General features: G+C 69.8%; 13 protein-coding genes. 2 read left to right on the plus strand and 11 right to left on the minus strand.

All coding sequences use genetic code 11. The features are described 5' to 3' along the window. Nucleotides 1-27 precede the first annotated feature (27 nt). Entirely contained in the window at nt 28-501 is a 474-nt protein-coding gene (locus KIV56_RS05690) for an OsmC family protein (RefSeq protein WP_281535476.1), read from the minus strand. A gap of 62 nt (nt 502-563) precedes the next feature. Between KIV56_RS05690 and gabT the strand changes: the two genes are divergently transcribed. Continuing rightward, nucleotides 564-1,934 (plus strand): 4-aminobutyrate--2-oxoglutarate transaminase, encoded by a 1,371-nt coding sequence (gene gabT, locus KIV56_RS05695; RefSeq protein ID WP_281535477.1) that lies wholly within the window; start codon nt 564-566, stop codon nt 1,932-1,934. Then, entirely contained in the window at nt 1,934-2,968 is a 1,035-nt protein-coding gene (locus KIV56_RS05700) for an asparaginase (protein ID WP_281535478.1), read from the plus strand. The genes gabT and KIV56_RS05700 overlap by 1 nt, the downstream gene beginning before the upstream one ends. 110 nt (nt 2,969-3,078) lie before the next feature. Here the strand turns inward: KIV56_RS05700 and KIV56_RS05705 are convergent, their stop codons facing one another. The 10 genes from KIV56_RS05705 to KIV56_RS05750 form a co-directional block, all read right to left on the minus strand. Further along, entirely contained in the window at nt 3,079-3,885 is an 807-nt protein-coding gene (locus KIV56_RS05705; RefSeq protein ID WP_281535479.1) for an ABC transporter permease, read from the minus strand. Further along, nucleotides 3,882-4,796, minus strand: coding sequence for an ABC transporter permease (locus tag KIV56_RS05710; RefSeq protein ID WP_281535480.1), 915 nt, complete (start codon nt 4,794-4,796; stop codon nt 3,882-3,884). The genes KIV56_RS05705 and KIV56_RS05710 overlap by 4 nt, the downstream gene beginning before the upstream one ends. Next, nucleotides 4,796-6,004: an ABC transporter ATP-binding protein gene (locus KIV56_RS05715; protein WP_281535481.1), complete on the minus strand. Its 1,209-nt coding sequence runs from the start codon at nt 6,002-6,004 to the stop codon at nt 4,796-4,798. The genes KIV56_RS05710 and KIV56_RS05715 overlap by 1 nt, the downstream gene beginning before the upstream one ends. Nucleotide 6,005: 1 nt before the next feature. Beyond that, a complete protein-coding gene (locus KIV56_RS05720) occupies nt 6,006-7,217 on the minus strand; it encodes an ABC transporter substrate-binding protein (protein ID WP_281535482.1) in 1,212 nt (403 codons plus the stop codon). A gap of 226 nt (nt 7,218-7,443) precedes the next feature. Further along, nucleotides 7,444-7,752 carry a hypothetical protein gene (locus tag KIV56_RS05725; RefSeq protein WP_281535483.1) on the minus strand — a complete coding sequence of 103 codons (309 nt, stop codon included), beginning with the start codon at nt 7,750-7,752 and terminating at the stop codon, nt 7,444-7,446. Between the two features lie 168 nt (nt 7,753-7,920). Further along, nucleotides 7,921-10,140: an FtsK/SpoIIIE domain-containing protein gene (locus tag KIV56_RS05730; RefSeq protein WP_281535484.1), complete on the minus strand. Its 2,220-nt coding sequence runs from the start codon at nt 10,138-10,140 to the stop codon at nt 7,921-7,923. A 150-nt stretch (nt 10,141-10,290) separates the two neighbouring features. Then, a complete protein-coding gene (locus KIV56_RS05735) occupies nt 10,291-10,692 on the minus strand; it encodes a hypothetical protein (RefSeq protein ID WP_281535485.1) in 402 nt (133 codons plus the stop codon). Between the two features lie 143 nt (nt 10,693-10,835). Continuing rightward, nucleotides 10,836-11,573: an FHA domain-containing protein gene (locus tag KIV56_RS05740; RefSeq protein ID WP_281535486.1), complete on the minus strand. Its 738-nt coding sequence runs from the start codon at nt 11,571-11,573 to the stop codon at nt 10,836-10,838. Next, the gene (locus KIV56_RS05745) at nt 11,570-12,598 is read right to left on the minus strand and encodes a transglutaminase-like domain-containing protein (protein ID WP_281536082.1); all 1,029 of its coding nucleotides are present in this window, start codon (nt 12,596-12,598) and stop codon (nt 11,570-11,572) included. Before KIV56_RS05745 ends, KIV56_RS05740 begins: the two co-directional genes overlap by 4 nt. Then, nucleotides 12,580-13,959 (minus strand): transglutaminaseTgpA domain-containing protein, encoded by a 1,380-nt coding sequence (locus KIV56_RS05750; RefSeq protein WP_281536083.1) that lies wholly within the window; start codon nt 13,957-13,959, stop codon nt 12,580-12,582. Before KIV56_RS05750 ends, KIV56_RS05745 begins: the two co-directional genes overlap by 19 nt. Nucleotides 13,960-14,036: the final 77 nt, after the last annotated feature.

Below are 14,036 nucleotides of genomic sequence, written 5' to 3' on the forward strand. Positions count from 1 at the left end.
CACAACTCAAAAACTCCGTCGAATTGGTTAGGGAACGGCGACGGTTTCGGGCTCGTGCCGCACCGGGAAGTTGACGGAGGCGGCGATGAAGCACTCGCGGGCGGCCTCGGCATGCAGCGACTGTGCGAGCTCGACCTGGCTCGGATCTGCGACGGTGACCCGGGGGCGCAGCCGTGCCTCGGTGAAGTGACCGCCGCCCTCCTTCGTCTGCACCATCGTGCCCGTCGCGTCGTCGGTGTATCCCACGACGACGACTCCGTTCCGCGCGGCCACGTGCAGGTACGACAGCATGTGGCACTGGCTCAGGGCCGTGAGCAACAGTTCCTCCGGGTTCCAGCGGTCCGCATCGCCGTGGAACGTGCGGTCTGACGAACCCTCGAGCGGATGCTTGCCCGCCGCCGAGACGACATGGTCGCGGCCGTACGCCCGGTAGTCGCTCGTGCCCGTGCCGCGGTTGCCGGTCCAGGCCACCCGCACGTCGTAGTGATGCTCGATTTTCATTCCCCGATTCTCTCAGGCGGCTACCCCAACCCGGAAACGACACTGGGTAAACTGGACGCATCATGACTGACACGCTGACGCCCTCGACCCCAACGTCCACTGCTTCCTCGGTCACGCAGGAGCGACGCATCGTCACGGCCATTCCCGGCCCGCGCTCCGTCGACCTGCAGAAGCGCCGGCTGGCGACGGTGTCCGGCGGCGTCGGCTCCGCGCTCCCGGTGTACATCGTGAAAGCCCACGGCGCGATCGTCGTCGACGTCGACGGCAACCAGTTCATCGACCTCGGCGCCGGCATCGGGGTGACGACGATCGGCCACACCGAGGCGAGCGTCGTCGCTGCCGCTGTCGGGCAGGCTGAGGACTTCATCCACACCCTCTTCACGGTCACGCCGTACGAGGAATACGTGCGTGTCTGCGAGCTCCTCGCCGAGCACACCCCCGGCGATTTCGCGAAGAAGTCGGTGCTGATCAACTCGGGAGCCGAGGCCGTGGAGAACGGGGTGAAGATCGCCCGCAAGTTCACCGGTCGACGTGCCGTCGCCGTGCTCGACCACGCCTACCACGGCCGCACCGTGCTCACCATGGCGATGAACTACAAGGCCATGCCGTACGCGACCGGCTACGGCCCGCTCGCGAGCGACGTCTACCACGTGCCGAGCTCCTACCCCTATCACGACGGCCTCAGCGGGGCGGATGCCGCGGCACGCACGATCGCCTACCTCGACAAGGTCATCGGCGCGACCGACCTGGCCTGCCTCGTCGTCGAGCCGATCCAGGGCGAGGGCGGCTTCATGGTCGCCGCTGAGGGGTACTTCACTGCCCTGCAGGAGTGGTGCACCGCGAACGGCGTCGTCATGATCGCGGACGAGATCCAGAGCGGCATGGCCCGCACCGGCGCATACTATGCGAGCGAGCACTTCGGCTGGGTCCCCGACCTCGTGCTGACGGCCAAGGGCATCGCCGGCGGCTTCCCGCTCGCGGCGGTCACGGGACGCGCCGAGATCATGGACGCCTCCCAGACCGGCGGCCTCGGCGGCACCTTCGGCGGCAACCCGGTCTCCTGCGCCGCGGCGATCGCCGTGTTCGAGGCGATCGAGGCGAACAACCTGCTTGCGGAGGGGCAGCGGATCGAGAAGACCCTGCGCGCCGGTCTCGGGAAGCTGCGGGACAAGTACGACATCATCGGGGACATCCGTGGTCGTGGCGCGATGATCGCGATCGAGCTCGTGCAGCCGGGCACCGGGGAGACCACCAAGGTCGCCAACGCCGCCGCGGTCAACGCGATCGCGGCATACGCCGCCCAGCACGGCGTGCTGCTGCTGACCGCGGGCACCTACGGCAACGTGCTCCGCTTCCTGCCGAGCCTCGCCGTCACCGACGCACTGCTCCTCGATGCCCTCTCGGTCATCGACGACGCGATCGCCGCGCTCTAGTGTCGTTCGCGGACACAATCGGACACACCCAGCTCCCGCACCCCGTGCAGACCTTCGCCGTGACGGATGCCGTCGAACTCGCCGTCGTCGAACGCAGCGGCTTCGTCGAATCGAGGCATGCCGGTTCCGCCGTCGTGCTGACGGGAGAGGGCGCCGTGCTGCGCTCCCTCGGCGACGTGACGAGCCCGGTGTTCCCGCGCTCGTCGATGAAGCCGTTCCAGGCCGTCGCCGTGATGGCGAGCGGCGTCACGCTGCGCGGTGAGGACGCCGCCATCGCGACCGCGAGTCACACCGGAACCCAGCGGCACGCCGACCTCGTGCGCGGCCTGCTCTCCCGCGCCGGAATCCCGGAAACCGCGCTCGCCTGCCCGCCGGCGTGGCCGATCGACCACGCGACCCGCGACGCTCTCGTGCGCCTCGGCGCCGGCCAGGCCCCCATCTACATGGAATGCTCGGGCAAGCATGCGGCGATGCTCGTGGCGTGCGTGCAGAACGAGTGGCCGCTGACCGGGTATCTCGAGCCGGAGCATCCGCTGCAGAAGCGCATTCTCGACGTCGTCGAACGCTTCACCGGGGAACGCCCGGCCGCCTCGGGTGTCGACGGCTGCGGTGCTCCCGTGCACGCGCTCTCCCTCGCCGGGCTCGCGCGCGGCATCGGCCGGATCGCCTCGTCGAAATCGAACTCGCCGTTCGCGATCTACCGCGAGGCCGGGTTCCTCTCCGAGGCCGTTCGCCAGAACGGCTGGGTCGTCGCGGGCCCCGGCAAGCCGGACACCCTCGTGATCGACCGGCTCGGCCTGTTCGTGAAGGGTGGCGCGGAGGGCATCATGGTTGCGGCCGCCCCGAACGGAACGACGGTCGCCCTCAAGATCCTGGACGGCAGCCTGCGGGCGGCGACGCTCGTCGCGCTCAACCTGCTCGCCGATGCCGGCGCGATCGCGCACACGGATGTCGAAGCGCTGCTCCCCGACCTCGGCCTCGCCGTGTACGGCGGCGGCCACGCCGTCGGACGGATTCACGCGAGCTACCGCTAGGTCGAGCTCGGCCCCCGTAACACCTGTTCCCGATCCAGCTGTTGCCGATGCGGACGAGTGCGGCCCGCGCACCGGGCGCGATTGTCCGTATCGGCAACAGTCAGCGCGCGCTACCCCTCCCTGGCGAGCCGTTTCGCCCGGGCGGCCGAGGACACCTGCGCTGTCACGACGACGACGAGCGCGAAGATGAAGACGGCGGATGCGATCACGTTCGCCTCGGCGGGGATGCCGCGGGCCGCCGAGATGTAGATGTACTTCGGGAACGTCGTCACGGCGCCCGAGTTGAAGTTCGTGATGATGAAGTCGTCGAAGCTCAGCGCGAACGACAGCAGGGCGGCGGCGAGGATGCCGGGGACGAGCAGCGGGAGCGTCACCCGGAGGAAGACCTGGGTCGATGACCCGTAGAGGTCCCGCCCGGCCTCCTCGAGTGCGGGGTCGAGGCTCGCGACGCGGGCCTTGACGGTCACGACGACGAAGCTGATGCAGAACATCGTGTGCGCGAGGATGATCGTGGTCATGTCCTTCGCGACGCCGAGCGACAGGAACTGGGCGGCGAGTCCCGCGCCGAGCACGACCTCCGGAGTGGCCATCGGCAGGAACAGCAGGAGGCTCGTCGCCGAACGGAACCGGAACCGGTAGCGCACGATCGCGATCGCGATCATCGTGCCCATCACGGTCGCGAGCACGGTCGCGACAGAGCCGATCACGAGGCTGTTGCCGAACGCCTCGCAGACCGCACCGTTCTGCACGGCGCACACGTTGAGCCACTTGTCGAAGGTGAACCCGCGCCAGGTGATGTTCGACTTGAGCGAATCGTTGAACGAGAACACGAACGTGTACGCGATCGGAACCATCAGGAACAGCAGGGCGAGGGCGGAGTAGACCGGCAGCAGCCATCTGCCGAGGGAGATTTTCACAGCAGTTCCTCCGTGCCCGCGCGCTTGACGTAGATTCCGACGATCACGAGGATCACGCTCATCAGGATGATCGAGAGCGCCGCGGCCGCCGGGTAGTTCAACAGGACCAGGAAGTTGGCCTCGATCACGTTACCGATCATCTGGCTGTCCGGCCCGCCGAGGAAGTCGCGACTCGCGTTGACGTAGTCGCCGGCGGCGGGGATGAAGGTCAGCAGGGTCCCCGCGACGATCCCGGGCATCGACAATGGAATCGTCACCTTGCGGAACACCTCGAACGGGTGCGCGTACAGGTCGCTCGCGGCCTCGAGGTAGCGCAGGTCGAGCCGCTCGAGTGTCGTGTAGAGCGGAAGCGTCATGAAGGGGATGAAGTTGTAGGTCAACCCGAAGATCACGGCGATCGGGGTCCCGGTGAGGTGGGCATCCGGTGCGAGCAGCGAGACGGCCTTCAGGCTCGTCACGACGAAGGACTCGTCGGAGAGCAGCTGCTTCCACGCCAGGGTGCGCAGCAGGAAGCTGATGAAGAACGGGGCGATCACGAGCACGAGCATCAGGCTCTGCAGCAACGGCCAGCGCCGGGCGGTCACGCCAATGAAATACGCGAGCGGGTAGCTGAACAGGAGGGCGAGCACCGTCGCGGCGAGGGCGAACACGAAGGAACGCACGATGTGCGGCCAGTAGTCGGTGACGACGTCGACGTAGTTCTGCCAATTGAACGCGTAGGTGTACTGGCCGATGTCCCCGAATTCGGCGGGAGCCTGGAACGAGGTGATCAGGAGCGAGACGAGCGGCGTCAGGAAGAACAGGACGAGGTAGAGGATGCCGGGCAACAGCAACAGGAGGGCGACCCGGCTGCGTCGCCGCGGGGCCGGGTCTGCCTGCGCAGTCGTGGAGGAGAAGGCCGCGAACGCCACTAGGCCTCCTCGAGCTCCGTGACGAGGGACTCGCGACGCTGCGCCGCGATGCTCCGGGTGTCGGTGTCCGCGGCGAACCGCGGTCCGGCTCCCGGAACCGGTTCGTCTTCGAGGCCGAAGCCGTGCTCGACGTGCCAGTCCAGCCACACCTCGTCGCCGACATCCGCCACCGGGCCGAAGGCCATGTTCTGCGCGAAGACGATCAGCGTGCCGATGTACGGCACGGCGACGAGGTACTGGGTGCTCACGCCGCTGAACGACACGTCGATCACCCGGCCGGGGCCCATGACGTTGCGGTCGGCGGCCTCGACCGGCGCCTTGCGATGCAGCCACATCTTCTCCGGCCGGACGCCGATCGTGACCTCGCCGGCGTGGCGGTGCGCCCGGTCGGCGGGGACCAGTACCCGGTGGCCGGCGATGTCGACCGTGATCGAGGTGCTCGTGCTGCCGACGACGGGCCCGGTGAAGAGGTTCGACTGGCCGAGGAAGTTGGCGACGAACGCCGTCTTCGGCAGCTCTCGTAGAGCAGGCTCGGGCGCGCCCATCTGCTCGATGCGCCCCTTGTTCATCACCGCGATGGTGTCGGCCATGGTCATGGCCTCCTCCTGGTCGTGGGTGACGTGCAGGAAGGTGAGGCCGACTTCTTCCTGGATGGTTTTGAGTTCGAGCTGCATCTGGCGGCGCAGCTTGAGGTCGAGGGCGCCGAGCGGTTCGTCGAGCAGCAGGAGTGCCGGCTTGTTCACGATCGCCCTGGCGAGGGCGACCCGCTGCTGCTGTCCACCGGACAGCTGCTGGGGCTTGCGCGCGGCGAGGTGGTCGAGCTCCACGAGCCGGAGCGCCTCGTGGGCCTTGCCGACCGGGTCGGCGATCTTGCGGCGGCGGAGTCCGAAGGCGACATTCTCGAGCACCGTCATGTGCGGGAAGAGCGCGTAACTCTGGAACACCGTGTTGACCGGTCGCTGGAAGGCTTTCTGCTGCGTGACATCAGCCCCGCCGATCAGGATGCTGCCCGCCGTCGGCTCCTCGAGACCGGCGACGAGCCGGAGCGTCGTCGTCTTGCCGCAGCCGGAGGGGCCGAGCAGGGCGAAGAAGGACCCGGCCGGGATCGAGAGGTCGAGGTGCTCGATGGCGGTGAAGCCGGGGAAGCGCTTCTGGATGCCGACCAGTTCGAGGTCGGCGCCCGCTTCGGCGAATGCGCCGGATGCCACCCTAGGCTCCCAGCAGGATCGACTGGAAGTCGGCGCCGTACTTCTGTTCCTCTGTCCCGTCGAGGGTGCGGAACACGTGCGCCTTCGCGAGCGTCGCGTCGTCGGGGAAGATCAGCTGGTTGTTCGCGAGCTCCGGGTCGATCGCCATTGCGGCCTCCTTCGCGCCGGCGACCGGGGTGATGTAGTTCACGTATGCGGCGACCTCGGCCGCGACCGCTGGCTCGTAGTAGTAGTTGATGAGCTTTTCGACGTTCTTCTTGCGCGGGGATCCGATCGGCACGATGAAGTTGTCGTTCCAGAGCGTTCCGCCCTTCTCGGGTACGGCGAAGCCCCATTTGTCGCCGTTCTCAGCGTTGAGCTGCACGATGTCACCCGACCAGACGATGGCGGCGAGGGTGTCCTCGTTGACGAGGTCCTCCTTGTAGGCGTTGCCCTTGATATTGCGGACCTGGCCGTTGGCGACCTGCTTCTTGAACTCGTCGATCGCGGCGCCGAATTCGGAGTCGCCCCACTTTCCGGAGATGTCGACGCCCTGGTCGAGCATGATCAGGCCCATCGTGTCGCGCATCTCCGAGAGGACGCCGACCCGGCCCTTCAGGCTCGGGTCCCACAGCTCGGAGACCGACGTGAAGCCGTTGGGGAGCTTCTCCTTGTTCCAGGCGATCCCGGCGAAGCCGCCCTGCCAGGGCACGCTCATCGAGCGGCCGGGGTCGAAGTCGACGTCCTTGAGGGAGGGGACCAGGTTGCTGAGGTTGGGGATGTTCGCGTGGTCGAGACCCTGGGTGTAGCCGAAGCGGATCAGCCGACCGACCATCCAGTCGGTGAGGCACGCGACATCGGCGCCGATGTCCTTGCCGAGGGCGAGCTGGTCCTTGACCTTGCCGTAGTACGTGTTGTTGTCGTCGACGGCTTCGGTGTACGCGACCTTGATGCCGGTTTCCGCGGTGAACGCCTCGAGCGTGGGGTAGCTGCCGGCGTCGTCTACGTCGATGTAGAGCGCCCAGTTGTCCCAGCGGATGGTCTTGTCCGAATCGGAGACATCGGCGGCCGCGGAGGGCTTGGCGGCCCCGCCGGTGGAGCACGCGGCGAGGGCGAGGGCCGCGGCTCCGGCGCCGGCCCCCGCGAGCAACGTGCGACGGCCCAGGGTGGCCTGCTGGGCCTGGCGGACGAGCTGGCGAATCATCGGGTCGGCGGGCAACGGCCTCGGCATCATGTCTGGGGTCTCCTTGCGGTTTCGGCGAGCGAACACCCACACGGCGACGGGTGAGTTGCTAGATACTGACACAGCGCGGCCGGTTAGTCACGGCTGAGTGTCCAAATCGTCAATTACGTAACGCAGTTGTCACGAAATCAGCAGTATCGGGGTCATTTGGCACTCGAAAAGGGCGCTTGGACGGGACTCGGCCGGGGTGAGCGGATGCCCCCGGACGGACAGCCGCTCACGTTCGGCCGAAGGCCACCCGGGTGAGGTCGCCTTCGGGCGACAGGGACCAGAGATGCCCGCGGCCGGGTGCCACGGGAGGCGGGAGATCTCGCCGGCGGGTCAGCATGCGGTAGTCGGCGAGGGTGCACCCGTCGAAGACGAGGGGTGCGCGCACCCGGAGCGCGGCCAGGAGCGACCAGTTGGCCTGCCACGTCTCGGCGTCCCCGATGAAGACGGTCGCCGCGCCCGGCCGGGCCAGGGCTGCCTCGGTGTCGACGGCAGCGGCTCGAGCCGTCAGGCTCCACGATGTCAGGGCGCGCGGCATCCGCTCGGAGATCTGCGGCCGCCCGGGCCGGGGACCCGCTGACGAGGATGATCGAATCGCCCGCCGTGAGACTCAGAACGGTCGCGGTCGCGCGCGAATCGGGGCCGGTCACCGCACGGTCCCCGACAGCGCCGACCTGCGATGCGCCGTCCGGTACCGCACTGCCCGTCACCGCACGCTCCGGGGCGAGCACCTGGATACGCCGGCCGCGCCACTGTCCGCCGCCGGGGGAAGGGCGGGGTCATACTGGGCTGCCTGCCCGCCGGCCGCGAGGTGTTCGGCGCGATCGGGAAGGCGAAGCAGCAGATGGTCCTGGCACAGCGCCGCCAGGTTCTGGAGCGGCCCGTTGAGGCGTTGCGCCGTGATCAGGACGTGCAGTCCGAGCGGCAGTCCGTCGCGGAGCAGGCTCGCGAGGCACTCGAGGGCCGCCTGCCGGTGGTCGGGCTCCCAGCGGGCACAGACCGAATCAAGATCGTCGAGCAACAGGAGCCTCGCCGGGCCGGCGCGGCGGTCCCGGCCTTCGCCGGTCCGATCGGTGCGAACCCGGCCGGCGCCTCTCCCGGTCGATCCAGCCGCGCGCCTCGGTGAGGGCGTCCCAGACCGCTTCGACGTCGGGAGGCGGCCAGCCGACCCGCTCGTGCGCGGCGCGTGCCTGGGACGCGAAGACGGCGAGCACCGAGGTCTTGCCGCTCCGTGCTCCCCGAGGACGAACACGTTGCCGTCCCCTGGGCCGTACCTGGCCACGCTGTACCGTTGCCGGTCCGGCTCGTCGATCAGTCCGAAGCGGAATCCATGTTCCGCGGCCGGGGTCCGGTCCGGCGCATTCGTCTCCGAATCGGGCCTGCCGAGGTCAGGGAGCCCGTCGAGGTCGGCGAGGTTCACCCGGGCGGGAAGCGGGTCGAGCCAGGGCCGGCGAGGGGGCAGGGGCCGCACAGCCCCTCCGTCACCGGCTGTCCCGGCTGCCGCGGCCAGGGCTTCGATCTCCGCGGCCGAGGTGACGACGACCTGGCAAGGCTCCGGACCGCCGTCTCCCCACGAGATCAGGGACCGACCGGGAGCGGCGGCCGGAATGGCGGCGGCTGAGTCCGTCCCGATCACGGCCTGACTGTCCGCCGCATTGTTGACCCGCAGCGAGATCCGCAGGGTGCAATTGGCGAGCAGGGCGTCCCGCACGACTCCGGCGGGGCGCTGCGTGCAGAGCACCAGGTGCACTCCGAGCGATCGGCCCCTGGCCGCAATATCGACGAAGAGGGCGTGGAGTCCCGGAAACGACGCGAGCATGGTCGCGAACTCGTCGACGATGATCACGAGCCGCGGCAGTGCGTTCTTTCCTGGCTCCTGTCGAGGCGACCCCGGCCCGCCGAGGGCACGCAGTTCGGCCAGGTCCCGCGCTCCCGCCGCAGCGAGCACGCGCTCGCGGTGACGAAGCTCCGCGGCGAGGCTCGCGAGGGCACGCTCCGCCTGCCGCCCGTCGAGGTCGGTGACCAGCCCGACACAGTGCGGCAACGCCGCGAGCGGCCGGAACGCGGCACCGCCCTTGAAGTCGATGAGCAGGAACGCGACCTCGTCGGGCGACCGCTCCTCGGCCATCTGGCAGACCCAGCCCACGAGCAGCTCGCTCTTGCCGCTCCCCGTCGTACCGCCGACGACGGCGTGCGGCCCCTGGCCGACCAGGTCGAGCGTCACCGGCCCGTGGGTGCCGACACCGATCGCGCAGGCCAGTCCGTCCCGGCCGGCCGCTTCCCGCACCGCGGCGAGCGGATGCCGGGCGAGCACGGCCAGGTCGGCGCGCGTCACCCGCGATGGTAATGCACGATGCCCGCCGAGAAGCCCCGCCGTCGCAGCCCGGTCTCGGAGCAGCCGGGCGAAGCCGATCGCCTGTTCCCTCGTGACGAACTCCGGCCGAAAGTCCGGGAGCTGGCCCGACCCCCGTCGAGACCCATGATCCGCGGGGTTCCCTGGGCTTTCCGGGTGCTCGGATTCTGCCAGGAAGAGCACCTCGGCCCGGGTCGCACTGCGCACACGCACGACCGTCGCGCAGCCGGGCGGCACGTCGACAAGGTCCGCGGCCAGCAGCAGCCAGGGCACCCGCGGGTGTCCCTGTGGCGGTTCGACGGTGGGAGCGTGGTTGCCTGCAACCGGGATGCCGGTGAACCGAAGCAGGACAACCTTCCGGGCTGCCTCCCCGGTGCTTCTGCGGTCACCGGGCCCAGCGGCCGTCACGGGATCCGAGTGCGCTACGCCGCCCGCACGGGTCGTGTGCGGCAGGGCCCCTGTCCACGCCCAGTCGTCGTCCGGCCGATCCGCAGCGACCGGTTCGAGGGCGAATCGGTCGGGCGCCAGGGTGAAGGCAAGCTGAACGAGCAGCGCCCGGGCGAACGCGCGCACGAGGGCGGCGGGCCCGACGAGGGCGACGCCGCCGGAGGCATCCGCTGTGATGGGTGCATCGGTGAGTGTGGCGGCCCAGGCCCGCAGGCTCCCGCTCCGAGCCGGTTCCCTCGAGACGGATACCGCTCGGCGCGCTGCCCGATCCCAGCACTACGGGTATTCCCCCGCGGTCCGAGACCTCCAGCGGGATGCCCGGTCCGGCGTTTCGAGAAGTTGGGATGCCGACGGGGTCTCCCGCCGGCGGCGCCGCCGCACCTCGGACTGCCGCTCGGTGACCGCGGTCCGCAGCCGGGCGAGTGCAACGGCGTGCGCGGCGGCATCGCGGCGGCGGGTACGGCGGGCGGCCCGGCGTCCGTCGACCATGCTCGCGACGGCGATCACGGGGCCGAGCACGGCGAACAACAGCACGAACGGCGAACCGGTCACGAACCAGATCACGCCGGCCGCCACGAGGGGCGCAAGGGAGGCGATCACCGGGAACGCGGCGGGAGCGGGTTCCGTCGGCGAGGCGGGCAACGACAGCGGTTCGTCAGCGAGGAAGGTGGGGGTCACCCGGCCAGAAGAACACCGGATGAGCACTCACACGGGCGACCGATCGCATCCGTGCACGGGGAGCGGGGCGGCCTGGCTGGTGAGGAGGATCGCCCTCCTGGCGACCCGGCAGACGGAATGTCGCTCGCCTGCACGCGAGATCCTCAGCTGACCTGGAAGTACTGGTCGCCGATCTCGACACGCGATCCGCGCGGCACGAGGTAGCGGCGGCCGGGCTCACAGCGCACCATCGTCGCGTCGGGGCGGCGGATGACGGTGCCGTTGCCCGAGAAACGGTCGTTGACCCAGAGTTCGCCGTCGTGTTGGCCGAACTCGAGGTGGGTCTTCGACACCGACATCCCGGGATCGACGATCTGCACCAGACGGTCGAAGTGCTCGCTCGGCTGGGGCATCGGCCGGCGTCCGATCAGTCCGGTGCCGCGCACTTCGAGGTCCTCCCCGGTGCTGAACTGCAGCACGAAGGCGCTTCCTGCCGTTGCGGTGTCGCCACCGGTGAGGGCGACGTGGGATCCGTGCGCGTGCGCGCCCTGACGCGACGGGGGCGCGGGGTTCACGGGGTGGAGGCGACGCCCGGGTGCGAACGGTGACGACCATTCGACCTCGGCCTCGGCTTCGGCTTCGGCTTCGGCTTCGGGCGACGTCACGGCACGGGCCGGGACGGACGCCCCTGGCTTATCGGGAATTCCGGGAGCGGCCGCAGCGGTGCTCACCGGAATCGAGACAACGGTCGGCCGGGGTCGCAGCGGCTGGATGATCGTCGTGTCGTTCGGACGCGGATCGTGGCGCTTGCGCGTCTTCGGGGTGGCCTTCGTCGAACTGCCGCACTCACCGCAGAACATGGCACCCACACTCAGCGGCGCCCCGCAGATCAGGCAATTCACGAAACGGCTCCTTCCTTCGGCCGGTCGGGGCGGGAAACCCGGTGCCCGCTCGGCGTGCCCCGATTCGCAGGTGGAACGGATGCCCTCCCAGCGTAGCGAGCGAACGACCGCAGCGAAATGAGGGCTCTGAGCCGGTCCCTGCGGGTGCGCCCGGCGGCAAGCGCGGACCGCAGGTCTCCGACCATTCTCCAGATCTGGTCTGCGACGGCGTCGCTCGGTCGCCCCGGCGCGAAAACCGCCCGGTCGACCGCGACCGCCGCCGCGACGGGCGGCTCTCCGCCGACCGCCTCGGCCAGTTCGAGGCGGGTCGCTCCGACGGGCACATCGATGCCGAAGTCCGCAGCGGTGTCCGCGAATTCTCGCCAGCCGCCGCGCACCCGGTCGAGCGCCCCGCCCCTGCCACGGCGGAGCCTGCGCCGACGTGCCTTCGCGAGGATCACGACCAGGAACGGGCCGGTGACCACGAGGGCGGCGAGAAGCGTCCAGCCGGTGATGGTCAGCACGGTGACGAGCAGCGCCATCAGCGGGGAAAGCGGGGCCGGTGGCGTTTCCACGGCATTCTCCGGAGTAGCGGGGTCGCGCTGTGCCGTGACGCTCGGAACGAGCGGCGGTACCACGGTCTGCGGTCGCGACACGATCTGGGGCCGGTCCGGCTGCTTCTCGGGCACATCCCGCACGGCGGGAGTGGGGTCGATCGTCACCCAGCCGTCCGACGCCGTCTGGACCTCGATCCACGCGGACACATCGGCCCCACGCACCACCACCGGCGACGCCCCCTCTTCGGCGCCTCCGCGCTGCTGAGGGGCGAACCCCATGACCACCCTGGCCGGGAAACCCAGCCGCCGCGCCAGCAGCGCGGCCGCGACGGAGTATTGTTCGGCGTCTCCGAGCATGGGCTCGTCGGTGAACAGTTGGCTGATCCGGTCCAGGCCGTGGCCCGACCGGCTCACCGGCTCGTCCACACCGATACCGTGGCTCACATATCCGTCCGCCCGCAACCCGTCGATCATGGCCTGCAATTGCACGCCGGGCGGGTCCCCCGCGCGAACATATCCCGCAAGCGCCTCTTCGACGGAGTCGGGCAGGGCCTCGAGAGCGGGAAGCGCAGCCGTGCCGGGCGTGAGCGTCGCGAGCGATCCGGGCGCCCGTGGCACGACCGCGGTGGCCGTGTAGGAGTCGCCGGCGTTGAGCCCCCGAGAACGGCGGCGGTTCCCGTTCCGTCGTTGTAGTAGAACGCGTCGGCCCTGGCCGTGCCGGTCTTCCCGGCGAAGCGGATGCGTTCGAGCTGCCCGGTCCCCGGGACCCAGACTCCCGCGTACCCGTCGATGGTCACGGCGATCGACGACGGGTCCCCGGCGACCCCACTCTGGTCGAGCCGGTCGGGCAGGCGGGTGAAGGCGTTCGCCGCACCGTCGAGGGAGTAGACGATTCCGTTGTACGAATCGAGGGCGGCGAGCCGCAGCCGTCCCCCGTCCGGTAGGCCGGTCACCGACAGCATCACGGAGTCGGCCTGCCCCGGCTGCAGGTAACTGCGGAATTCGCTCAGCGGGCTCGGATAGTCGTTCGGGTCGAAGGGCTGCTGCACGCGCGCCCGGACGACGTCCCGGGGTACCTGCACCGGGAAGGCAACGGCAGCCGCGGTGCCGACCCCGATCGCGAGCGCGGTGATCAGCGCCGCGGACAGCGCTCCGCGGGCCGCGTTGAGCCGGCGTGCCGCTCCCGTCTCTCGGGTCCGCGCGGACTGCCGGGCACCGGAAAGACCGAGCAGGGCCCGCCGACGTGCCGCGCGCTGCCAGAGCAGCCAGAACAGCAGCACGACGAAGAGAGCGAGACCGGTTTCGATCGGCGCGAATCCCACGGTCGGTCCGAGACCGATCCCGGCGAGGTAGAGCGCGATCGGTCCGAGGGCGCCGAGCTCGCCGATCCGTGCCCGGAGGGCGATCGAGAGCCCGACGACGGTGCTCGACAGCACGAGGATGAGGGCGGGTACCAGCAATGCCTGGTATGACCCGACCGGGAGCACAATCGTGACGAGCTCTTTCCAGCTCAGCGCAGTCGCCGCGGCGAGGTCGCCGAGCCCGGCAAAGCTCGGCACCACGCCCTGCGTCGCCTCTCCGGGGATTGCGAGCGGCACGCCGACGAGGAAGTACACCGCGACCGTGACGAGCGAGACGAGCCACGCCCGCCAGCGGAACACCGTGCCGAGGATCGCAATGCCCGAACCGAGCGCCGCGGCGACGACGACGAGCACCACGAATTCGCGATTCGCGTAGACCGGCCAGAGCGGCACGGCCGCGACCAGTGTCGCGAGCAGCAGGGCGGTCGTATTGCCGGCGATGGAGACGGCGGATACGCGCGGCCGGCCGGGTGCCGCTTTCCCGGTCATGCGGCGACCCCCTGGCGAGGCTGTGCTGCAGGTCTTCGAGGAAGCCGATGGTGAGCACGGTGAGGTCGGCGACCCGC

Origin of the sequence: Cryobacterium breve, assembly GCF_027594785.1 — a bacterium.
In the GTDB taxonomy this organism is placed as follows: Bacteria; Actinomycetota; Actinomycetes; order Actinomycetales; family Microbacteriaceae; genus Cryobacterium; species Cryobacterium breve_A.

What these genes read in the sequence shown, in the direction of transcription:
- KIV56_RS05690 (WP_281535476.1), bottom strand. Translation starts at nt 501, where the DNA reads ATGAAAATCGAGCATCACTACGACGTGCGGGTGGCCTGGACCGGCAAC.
- gabT (WP_281535477.1), top strand. Translation starts at nt 564, where the DNA reads ATGACTGACACGCTGACGCCCTCGACCCCAACGTCCACTGCTTCCTCG.
- KIV56_RS05720 (WP_281535482.1), bottom strand. Translation starts at nt 7,217, where the DNA reads ATGATGCCGAGGCCGTTGCCCGCCGACCCGATGATTCGCCAGCTCGTC.
- KIV56_RS05725 (WP_281535483.1), bottom strand. Translation starts at nt 7,752, where the DNA reads ATGCCGCGCGCCCTGACATCGTGGAGCCTGACGGCTCGAGCCGCTGCC.
- KIV56_RS05750 (WP_281536083.1), bottom strand. Translation starts at nt 13,959, where the DNA reads ATGACCGGGAAAGCGGCACCCGGCCGGCCGCGCGTATCCGCCGTCTCC.